Below are 8,883 nucleotides of genomic sequence, written 5' to 3' on the forward strand. Positions count from 1 at the left end.
CCCTATTTGGTGGAGGTGAACGCCGGCGAGCCCTCGGGCCGTGACCGCTTCAAGGAGTTCATCCGCTCCACCGGCCCCACGGTCGGTCACAGCCGCCCCGACATCGAAGGGGCCGCCTGATGTACCGCTATGACGAGTTCGACCATGCCCTGGTCAAGGAACGCATCGCCGAGTTCACCGATCAGGTCCGCCGCCGCGTGGACGGCCGCCTGACTGAGGACCAGTTCAAGCCCCTGCGCCTGATGAACGGGGTCTATCTGCAGCTGCACGCCTACATGCTGCGGGTGGCGGTGCCCTACGGCACCATGAACAGCGCCCAGCTGAAGAAGCTGGGCCACATCGCGCGGGTGTATGACAAGGGCTACGGCCACTTCACCACCCGCACCAACATCCAGTACAACTGGCCCGCCCTGTCGGACCTGCCCGCCATCCTGACCGAGCTGGCCGAGGTCGAGATGCACGCCATCCAGACCTCCGGCAACTGCATCCGCAACGTCACCACCGACGTCTTCGCCGGGGCCACGGACGAGGAGATCGAGGACCCGCGTCCCTGGTGCGAGATCATCCGGCAATGGTCGACCATCCACCCGGAATTCTCGTTCCTGCCGCGCAAGTTCAAGATCGCGGTCATCGCGTCCGAAACCGACCGCGCCGCCATCCGGACCCACGATGTGGGGCTGCAGATCGTGCGGGGACAGGACGGGGAGACCGCCTTCCGCGTCTTCGTCGGCGGCGGGCAGGGGCGCCTGCCCCACATCGCCCAGGAGATCGCCCCCGCCGTGCCGGGGCGCGAACTGCTGGCCTATCTGACCGCCATCCTGCGCGCCTACAACCTGCTGGGTCGGCGCGACAACATCCATAAGGCGCGCATCAAGATCCTGGTGGCGGTCCTCGGCATCGACGCCTTCCGCGAGGAGGTGGAGCGCCAGTTCGAGACCCTGCGCCGCGAGGACCTGCGCATTCCGGACGACGAACTGGCCCGCATCCAGACCTATTTCGCGCCCCCGCCGTTCGAGACCCTGCCCCAGCACTCCGGCCCGTTCGACCGGGCCCTGCTGGCGGATCCCGACTTCGCCCGCTGGAGCCGCAACAATGTCCGCCGCCACCGCGCGCCGGGCTACGCCAGCGCCATCATCTCGCTCAAGCCGGTGGGCGGGGTGCCCGGCGACATGACGGCGGACCAGATGGACGTGGTCGCCGAGCTGGCCCGCCGCTTCTCCTTCGACGAGGTGCGCGCGGCCTATGAGCAGAACCTGGTGCTGCCCCATGTGAAGCTGGACGATCTGCCCGAGGTCTGGCGCATCCTGCACGCCCACGGTCTGGCCACGGCCAACGCCGATCTGGTCACCGACGTCATCGCCTGCCCGGGGCTGGACTACTGCAGCCTGGCCAACGCCCGCTCCATCCCGGTGGCGCAGGCCCTGTCGAAGCGGCTGGCGGATCTGGACTTTCAGGAGAAGCTGGGCCCGATCCGCGTCAACATGAGCGGCTGCATCAACGCCTGCGGCCACCACCATGTGGGCCACATCGGGGTGCTGGGCGTCGACCGGAAGGGTGAGGAATTCTACCAGATCACGGTCGGCGGCTCGCCCGACGAACAGGCGGCCCTGGGCGAGATCGTGGGCAAGAGCCTGCCCGCCGAGGAGGTGGCCCCGGCCATCGAGCGCGCCCTGAACCGCTATCTGGCCATCCGCCATGACGGCGAACGCTTCATCGACACCGTGCGCCGCACCGGCGCCGACCCCTTCCGCGAGGCCATCTATGAGGCTGCTTGATCCCCTGCCCGAAACCGATGAGCCGGACGCCGCCATCCCCGGCGACACGCCGCTGGCCGAGGTCGAGGCGGCGGCCAAGGGCGCCAACCGCCTGACCATCCGCTTCGGCGCCTTTCGCGACGGGCGCGGCTTCTCGCTGGCCTCGATCCTGCGCGAGCGGGGCTATGGCGGCGAGCTGATCGCCACGGGCGACCTGCTGCCCGATCAGGCCCGCCACCTGAAGCGATCCGGCTTCGACGCCGTGCGTCTGAACCCCGGGGCCGACCCGGCGGAATGGCGCGCCATGCTGGCGGTGATCGACACGGTCTATCAGCCCGCCGCCGACGCCGCCGTTCCGGTCTGGCGCCGCCGCGCCGCCGTGGAGACGCTGGAGCAGAAGGCCGCCCGGCTGGACGCGCAGTATCGGGACGCCGACCCCGAAGCGATCCTCGCCGCCGCGCACCGCGAATTCCCCGGCCGCATCGCCCAGCTGTCGTCCTTCGGCGCGGAGGCGGCCGTCAGCCTGCACCTGCTCGCGCAGGTCGATCCCGCCACCCCGGTCCTGTTCCTCGATACCGGTCAGCATTTCCTCCAGACCCTGTCCTATCGGGACGAGCTGGCGAACCGTCTCGGCCTGACCAATGTGAAGATCGTCCTGCCCGACGTCGCCGAGCGCGCGAGCGAGGATCCAAAGGACAACCTGTGGCGCACCGACCCGGACGCCTGCTGCGACCTGCGCAAGGTCCGGCCGCTGGCCCGGGCCGCGGCGGCCTATGAAGCCCTGATCACCGGCCGCAAGCGCTATCAGGCGACGACTCGCCAACGGCTGGCGGTGTTCGAGGTGCTGGATGGGCAGGTGCGGGTCAATCCGCTAGCCAATCTGGATGCGGACGAGGTGGAGGCCCGCTTCGAGGCCCACGACCTGCCGGCCCATCCGCTGGCGGATCAGGGCTACGCCTCCATCGGCTGCTGGCCGTGCACCCGCGCCGTGCGCTCGGGAGAGGACGCCCGCGCTGGCCGCTGGTCCGGCACGGACAAGGTGGAGTGCGGCATCCACCTGGGCGCCCGCGCCGCCTGATCCCGGTCGCGCCGCCGCCTGCGGCGTCCTATATGTCTCGTCTCCCCACATGCCCGAATGACCGCCATGCCCATCACCCAGTCCGTCGCCGACCTGATCGGCAACACGCCCCTGATCAAGCTGAAGAAGGCGTCCGAGCTCACGGGCTGCACCATCCTGGGCAAGGCCGAGTTCCTGAACCCCGGCCAGTCCATCAAGGACCGGGCGGCGCTGGGCATCGTCACCGCCGCGCGCGCGTCCGGCGAACTGCGGCCCGGCGGGGTGATCGTCGAGGGCACGGCGGGCAATACCGGCATCGGTCTGGCCCTGGTGGGCGCCGCCATGGGCCACCCCGTGGTCATCGTCATTCCCCGCACCCAGACCGAGGAAAAGAAGGCCGCCATCCGCGCGCTTGGGGCGCGACTGGTGGAGGTGGACGCCGCGCCCTTCTCCAGCCCCAACCATTTCGTCCACTATTCCGGGCGGCTGGCGAAGGAGCTGAACGAGACCGAGCCCAACGGCGCCTTCTGGTCCAACCAGTTCGACAACACCGCCAACCGCAACGCCCACTACACCGGCACCGCCCCCGAAATCTGGGAACAGACCGAGGGCAAGGTGGACGCCTTCGTCAGCGCCGTGGGCTCGGGCGGCACCATCACCGGCGTGGCCGCCTTCCTCAAGGAACGCAACCCGGACATCCGCATCGGCCTGGCCGACCCCATGGGCGCGGCGCTCTACAGCTGGTTCACCACCGGCGTCATGCAGGGGTCCGGCTCGTCCATCACCGAGGGCATCGGCGTGGCGCGCATCACCGGCAATCTGGAAGGCTTCACCCCGGACCACAGCTACCAGATCCCGGACGAGGAGTTCCTGCCCATCGTGTTCGACCTGATCCGCGAGGAGGGGCTGTCCCTGGGCGGGTCCAGCGGCGTCAACATCGCCGGCGCGCTGCGTCTGGCCCGCGAGATGGGGCCCGGAAAGACCATCGTCACGCCCCTGTGCGACCCGGGCACCCGCTATGCGTCCAAGCTGTTCAACACCGATTTCCTGAAATCCAAGGGCCTGCCCTTGCCGCCATGGGCCGCCCCCGCTCGGGCCGAGGCGGCCGCGTAAGCTCGGCTCTAGGCCTCTTTCTCCATCGACGCGTCGTAATTGCCGAGGCTGGCCAAGCTGTTCATTTTCGCGCGGTGGGCGAAGGCGGCCTGGGCCTTGGCGGCGTTGGCGTTGTCGCCGCCCCAGGCGCGCTGGGGCGCGGCCTGAAGCGCGCGGCCATAGGAGAAAGTCATCTTCCAGGGGAAGCCGCCGATGCGGTTCATGGCGTCCAGATGGGCGGTGGCCTGTTCATCTGTCTGGCCGCCTGACAGGTAGGCGATGCCCGGAACGGCGGACGGCACGGTGGCCTTGAGCGCGGCGATGGTGCGCTCGGCCACTTCGTCGACCGTCGCCTGACGCACGCTTCCCTTGCCGGAGATCACCATGTTCGGCTTTAGCACAATGCCTTCCAGCGCCACGCGCTGTTCGAACAGCTCGCTGAACACGGTCTGCAGCACCTGACGCGTAACCTCGTCACAGCGGTTGATGTCGTGGGGGCCGTCCATCAGGACTTCGGGCTCCACGATCGGCACGATCTGCTCCTGCTGGCAGATGCGGGCGTAGCGGGCCAGGGCGTGGGCGTTGGACTTGATGCAGGTCCAGGTGGGCACGCCGTCCGCGATCTCGATGACGCCCCGCCACTTGGCGAAGCGCGCGCCCCGCTCGCGGTAGGACCGCAGGCGCTTCGACAGGCCGTCCAGACCCTTGGTGACCGTCTCGCCGGGGAAGCCGGCCATCTTGGTGGCGCCCTTGTCCACCTTGATGCCGGGGATGGCGCCGGAGGCGTTGATCAGCTCCACCAGCGGCGTGCCGTCGGCGGCGTCCTGGAACAGGGTCTCCTCGAACAGGATGACGCCCGAGATGTGGTCCTTCATGGCGTCGGCGCGGAACATCAGCTCGCGATAATCGCGGCGGTTCTCCTCGGTGTTCTCCACACCGATGGCGTCAAAGCGCTTCTTGATGGTGCCGGTGGATTCGTCCGCCGCCAGGATGCCCTTGCCGGGCTGCACCATAGCCGTCGCCACCGCGTTCAGAGCCGCGAGATCCATGCCGAAATACCCCTGAAAGTGTTGTTTTGCCGCTGTCTAGCGTCCGGCGGCGACAAAGTCACGCCGCGTTACAGGGGGATCAGCCCGCGTATTTCGCCGCGTCTTCGTCCGAGATGTCCTCGTTCGAATAGACGTTGGCCACGTCGTCCTCGGCGTCCAGCGCGTCGAGCAGCTTCATCAGCGTGCCGACCGCCTCCCCGGTAACCGGGACTTCGGACTGGGGCTTCCAGACGATGGCGGTGGACTTGGGGTCGCCCAGAACCTTCGACATGGCCTCGGCCACCTCGTTCAGATCCTCGAAGGCGGTCCAGATGGTGTGGCCGGGCGCGTCCTCGTAAATGTCGGGCTTGACCAGATCGCTGTGCACGTCCTGGGCGCCGGCCTCGATGGCGGCCTCCATGACGGCTTCCTCGGTGCCCGCCTCGGCCGGGTAGCGGATCTCGCCGACCCGGTCCCACATGAAGGCGACGGAGTTCATTTCGCCCAGGGCGCCGCCGTTCTTGGTGAAGGCGGCGCGGATGTTGGAGCCGGCGCGGTTGCGGTTGTCGGTCAGGGCCTCGACGATGATGCCCACCCCGCCGGGGCCACGGCCCTCGTAGCGGATCTCCTCCATGGTATCGACATCGCCGCCCGCCGCCTTGCTGATGGCGCGCTGGATCACATCCTTGGGCAGGCTTTCGGCCTTGGCGTTGTTGACCGCCAGGCGCAGGCGCGGGTTCAGCGCCGGGTCGGGCAGGCCGGACTTGGCCGCCACGGTGATCTCCCGCGACAGGCGCGAGAACAGCTTGGAGCGCACCGCGTCGGCACGCCCCTTGCGGTGCATGATGTTCTTGAACTTGGAATGGCCGGCCATGCGGAACCCCGGAATCTGGGTCGGAAAGGGAAGGGCGCCATCTAGCGCAACCCGTTCACCCGAACAAGGAACCGGTGCGCGGGCGGGGGATTAGACCTGCATCAACCAACCGGAGGGATGACATGGCCGCCGAAGACGATCTAATCGAGGGAGACGACGAAGCCGACATCGTCGAATGGTACGAGGCCCGGCCCGTCACCGTCTCCACCGCCGTGGCCACCGGCGCGGTAGTCACCGCCTTCGCTCTGGGCGTGCTAACGGGCGTCGGCGCGCTGGCGCTGATGGGTTGGCTGGACGACTGACGCGCGCTGGGCCCGGCAGTCGATAGGGCGCAGCTCAGCGACTGGCGGGGCGATCTGCGTGTCGTGCTCTCAGGTGCTCGACGAGTGCATCCGGTCGGCCATCGAAAAGCCGGTCGAGCAGCGCACCCACCTCGCCCGCAATGTAATCCTCACGCGAAATCACCGGGTGATAACGCTGGCGTCCGTCTTCACGCTCCGAGCGGACAGCGCCCTTGCGCATCAGGCGGTTGAGCAGGGTCTTGATCGTAGCGTCTCCCCAAGCCGACCCGCGCCTCACCTCGTCGATCAGGTCGACGAAAGACAAGGGGCCGCGCCGCCAGAGCGCCGCCATCACCGCGCTTTCAGCCTCGGTGATGGCCGGCCCGGTCAGGACTGCAACACCGCGCGGTCGATGCGCGCCTCAACGATCCAGTTGCAGACCACCGCCACGACGCCCGCAACAAGGCCCAGCAAGAACAGGAAAATAGCTTCGGCGATGCCCGGAGCGAGCACGGGATAGGAGGGCTGCTGGCCGATGTTCGCGATGGCGATGTTGATCATCAGCACATTATAGGCAGCGCCGAGAAGGCCGATGAGCGGCCCTCCCAGTCGGAGAGCCTGAAGATAGGTCGAGCCGCCGGTCAAACGGGGTCCGGACATGATCTTTCGAAGGGTTAGCGCGATGGCGGCGAGAGAGGCGACGATGAGCGACAGCATGATCAGCTTCATCGTCGGGTCGGCGTTGAGGAGAACATCCAATGTCGTCATTTGCGCGGTCCCTTAATGAGGTGAGGCGCAGGGAACGCTCCCGCAGAGACAGGAAAGCTGAAATCAGGCATGGGCGACCTCGTGGATTACGTTTGTAACCAGATGAGATTACGCTTGTAAACCGATGTGTCAAGCGCCGTCGGGGACCGTCTGGCTCAACCGGCCGCCGACCCGGATCGGCTCCACCCGTGTCGCCAGTCCCGTGCGGTCGTCGGTCTCCACATAGACGCCACACACGGTCGCCGGGCCGCTGGCCGGGGCGTAGCGGCCGCCGGACAGGCGGGTGGTGAAGCGGCGCAGGGGCTCTTCCTTGTCGTTGCCGATGACCGAGTCGTAGTCGCAGCACCCGCCCGCGTCGGTCTGATAGGCGGTGCCGCCCGGCAGGATTTGGGAGTCGGCGGTGGGGACATGGGTGTGGGTGCCCACCACCAGCGACGCGCGGCCGTCACAGAAATGGCCCATGGCCATCTTCTCGCTGGTGGCCTCGCAGTGCATGTCCACGATCACGGCGTCGGCGACCACGCCCAGCGGTGCGGCGTTGAGTTCTCGCTCCACGGCGCTGAACGGGTCGTCCATGGGGTCCATATGGATGCGGCCCAGCACGTTCATCACCAGAACACGCCTGCCGTCAGCGGTGGTGAACACGTCCGCGCCCCGCCCCGGCGCATCCATCAGCCGCGGATAGTTGGCCGGGCGGATCAGGCGCGGCTCGCGCACGATATAGGTCAGGGCCTCGCGCTGGTCCCAGGAGTGGTTGCCCAGGGTCAGCACGTCGGCGCCGGCGGCGAAGATCTCGCGCGCCGTGTTCTCGGTGATGCCGAAGCCGCCCGCCGCATTCTCGGCGTTGACCACGACGAAATCCAGCTTCAGGTCGCGCCGAAGGCCAGGCAGATGATCGGACAGCCCGTCACGCCCGGACTTGCCCACCACATCGCCGAAGAAAGCCAGTCTCATTCAGAAATCCTTTTGGCGGACCTATAGCCCGCTTCGGTCAGGACTCCATCCAGAGGCTGGTCGTGGGAATCCATGGGCAGATTGTCCATCTCCTGGGTCGCATAGGCCAGGCCAACGGCGACGATGGGCGGGGTGCGGTCCACGGCGCGCAGGGCTTCCAGCGTCCGGTCATAGTAGCCGCCGCCCTGTCCCAGCCGTCCGCCCGAGGGGTCGAAAGCCAGCAGCGGCACGATGATGAGATCCGGCGTGACGTCGCCCGCCAGATCCAGCGGCGCCGGACATCCGGCCTGGTCCAATTCCAGCGGATCTCCGGGGCGCCAGCGGCGGAACGCCAGCGGAGCGTCGCGCCGGACCACCACCGGCAAGGCCAGCTCAAGGCCGTGGACCATGAGGGCGCGGGCCAGCGGGGCTGTGTCCATCTCGGACCCTTGCGCGCCGTAAAGGGCGACGGTCAACGGCCGCTCAGGAGCGAAATTGCGGGATGGTGAGAACAGCGCATCCAGCATGGCGCCCACATGCTCCACCAGCCGCTCGGCGGCGTAGGGATTGGCGTCGGCCGCCTGCTTGCGGCGGCCCCGCATGGCGGCGCGAAGATCGGCTTTGACGGTCAGGACCCCAGCCTTAGCTGATTTTGAGGGAGAAAGGTTGGCGGCGCCGCGAGAGCCGTGAAGGACGGTTTGATCCTCTCGAGCCTGGATAACCAGGTGGGCGCCGTATGCCCGGGCCCACGAGCCCGGACAGGGACAACTCCCTTCGAGTGAATTAAGGCCGCGAGGATATGTTGCCTTCGACGTGAGCCACAGCATGACCCGCCACCGCGCAAGATAGGCGCGAGCGGTGTCTTCAACAAGGCGGATCAGATCCCCGCCGCGATCTTCTCGATCCGGGCGGCGACGGCGTTCAGGGCCTCGGCGACGCCGGCCTCGGAGGGCGTGGTGACGGGGGCGGGGGGAGCCTCGCCCATGCGGGCTTCCTGCAACTGGTCCGCCAGCATCAGGGAAGCCATCAGGAACAAACGGATGTCACCCACCTGACCCACGTCGGCGGCCACGTCGCGCACATGGTTGTCGAACTG

11 protein-coding genes and 1 other RNA gene are annotated in these 8,883 nt (G+C 67.9%); 4 read left to right on the top strand and 8 right to left on the bottom strand.

What is annotated here, in order from left to right; translation table 11 throughout:
• The first annotated feature begins 119 nt into the window (after positions 1-119).
• The 3 genes from C0461_RS11720 (at position 120) to C0461_RS11730 (ending at position 3,924) form a co-directional block, all read left to right on the top strand.
• The gene (locus C0461_RS11720) at positions 120-1,775 is read left to right on the top strand and encodes a nitrite/sulfite reductase (protein ID WP_292107127.1); all 1,656 of its coding nucleotides are present in this window, start codon (positions 120-122) and stop codon (positions 1,773-1,775) included.
• A complete protein-coding gene (locus C0461_RS11725) occupies positions 1,762-2,832 on the top strand; it encodes a phosphoadenylyl-sulfate reductase (RefSeq protein ID WP_292107129.1) in 1,071 nt (356 codons plus the stop codon). Before C0461_RS11720 ends, C0461_RS11725 begins: the two co-directional genes overlap by 14 nt.
• Before the next feature lie 66 nt (positions 2,833-2,898).
• Positions 2,899-3,924, top strand: coding sequence for a cysteine synthase A (locus tag C0461_RS11730; RefSeq protein ID WP_292107130.1), 1,026 nt, complete (start codon positions 2,899-2,901; stop codon positions 3,922-3,924).
• 8 nt (positions 3,925-3,932) lie between these two features.
• On the opposite strand, the gene C0461_RS11735 is transcribed toward C0461_RS11730, so the two are convergent.
• Entirely contained in the window at positions 3,933-4,952 is a 1,020-nt protein-coding gene (locus tag C0461_RS11735; RefSeq protein ID WP_292107132.1) for a class I fructose-bisphosphate aldolase, read from the bottom strand.
• A 79-nt stretch (positions 4,953-5,031) separates the two neighbouring features.
• Positions 5,032-5,805, bottom strand: a complete 774-nt coding sequence (locus C0461_RS11740) for a YebC/PmpR family DNA-binding transcriptional regulator (RefSeq protein WP_292107134.1) — start codon at positions 5,803-5,805, stop codon at positions 5,032-5,034.
• A gap of 122 nt (positions 5,806-5,927) precedes the next feature.
• On the opposite strand from C0461_RS11740, the gene C0461_RS11745 reads away from it, so the two are divergent.
• Positions 5,928-6,107: a hypothetical protein gene (locus C0461_RS11745; RefSeq protein WP_292107136.1), complete on the top strand. Its 180-nt coding sequence runs from the start codon at positions 5,928-5,930 to the stop codon at positions 6,105-6,107.
• A 34-nt stretch (positions 6,108-6,141) separates the two neighbouring features.
• On the opposite strand, the gene C0461_RS11750 is transcribed toward C0461_RS11745, so the two are convergent.
• The 6 genes from C0461_RS11750 to C0461_RS11775 all read right to left on the bottom strand — a co-directional run.
• Positions 6,142-6,477, bottom strand: a complete 336-nt coding sequence (locus C0461_RS11750) for a BlaI/MecI/CopY family transcriptional regulator (protein ID WP_363378446.1) — start codon at positions 6,475-6,477, stop codon at positions 6,142-6,144.
• The gene (locus C0461_RS11755; RefSeq protein WP_292107138.1) at positions 6,474-6,854 is read right to left on the bottom strand and encodes a MotA/TolQ/ExbB proton channel family protein; all 381 of its coding nucleotides are present in this window, start codon (positions 6,852-6,854) and stop codon (positions 6,474-6,476) included. The genes C0461_RS11750 and C0461_RS11755 overlap by 4 nt, the downstream gene beginning before the upstream one ends.
• Positions 6,855-6,983: 129 nt before the next feature.
• Positions 6,984-7,808, bottom strand: coding sequence for a TIGR00282 family metallophosphoesterase (locus tag C0461_RS11760; protein ID WP_292107140.1), 825 nt, complete (start codon positions 7,806-7,808; stop codon positions 6,984-6,986).
• Positions 7,805-8,419: a 5-formyltetrahydrofolate cyclo-ligase gene (locus tag C0461_RS11765; RefSeq protein WP_292107148.1), complete on the bottom strand. Its 615-nt coding sequence runs from the start codon at positions 8,417-8,419 to the stop codon at positions 7,805-7,807. The genes C0461_RS11760 and C0461_RS11765 overlap by 4 nt, the downstream gene beginning before the upstream one ends.
• A gap of 36 nt (positions 8,420-8,455) precedes the next feature.
• Positions 8,456-8,617: non-coding RNA, 6S RNA (gene ssrS, locus C0461_RS11770), on the bottom strand.
• A gap of 47 nt (positions 8,618-8,664) precedes the next feature.
• A partial coding sequence (locus C0461_RS11775) for a cell division protein ZapA (RefSeq protein WP_292107143.1) occupies positions 8,665-8,883 on the bottom strand: 219 nt, incomplete at its 5' end.

This window comes from Brevundimonas sp. (assembly GCF_013823285.1).
GTDB lineage: Bacteria > Pseudomonadota > Alphaproteobacteria > Caulobacterales > Caulobacteraceae > Brevundimonas.

Bases quoted from the DNA above. Each gene is read 5' to 3' on its own strand.
- C0461_RS11720 (WP_292107127.1), top strand. From the start codon at position 120: ATGTACCGCTATGACGAGTTCGACCATGCCCTGGTCAAGGAACGCATC.
- C0461_RS11745 (WP_292107136.1), top strand. From the start codon at position 5,928: ATGGCCGCCGAAGACGATCTAATCGAGGGAGACGACGAAGCCGACATC.
- C0461_RS11740 (WP_292107134.1), bottom strand. From the start codon at position 5,805: ATGGCCGGCCATTCCAAGTTCAAGAACATCATGCACCGCAAGGGGCGT.
- C0461_RS11730 (WP_292107130.1), top strand. From the start codon at position 2,899: ATGCCCATCACCCAGTCCGTCGCCGACCTGATCGGCAACACGCCCCTG.
- C0461_RS11760 (WP_292107140.1), bottom strand. From the start codon at position 7,808: ATGAGACTGGCTTTCTTCGGCGATGTGGTGGGCAAGTCCGGGCGTGAC.
- C0461_RS11735 (WP_292107132.1), bottom strand. From the start codon at position 4,952: ATGGATCTCGCGGCTCTGAACGCGGTGGCGACGGCTATGGTGCAGCCC.
- C0461_RS11755 (WP_292107138.1), bottom strand. From the start codon at position 6,854: ATGACGACATTGGATGTTCTCCTCAACGCCGACCCGACGATGAAGCTG.
- C0461_RS11725 (WP_292107129.1), top strand. From the start codon at position 1,762: ATGAGGCTGCTTGATCCCCTGCCCGAAACCGATGAGCCGGACGCCGCC.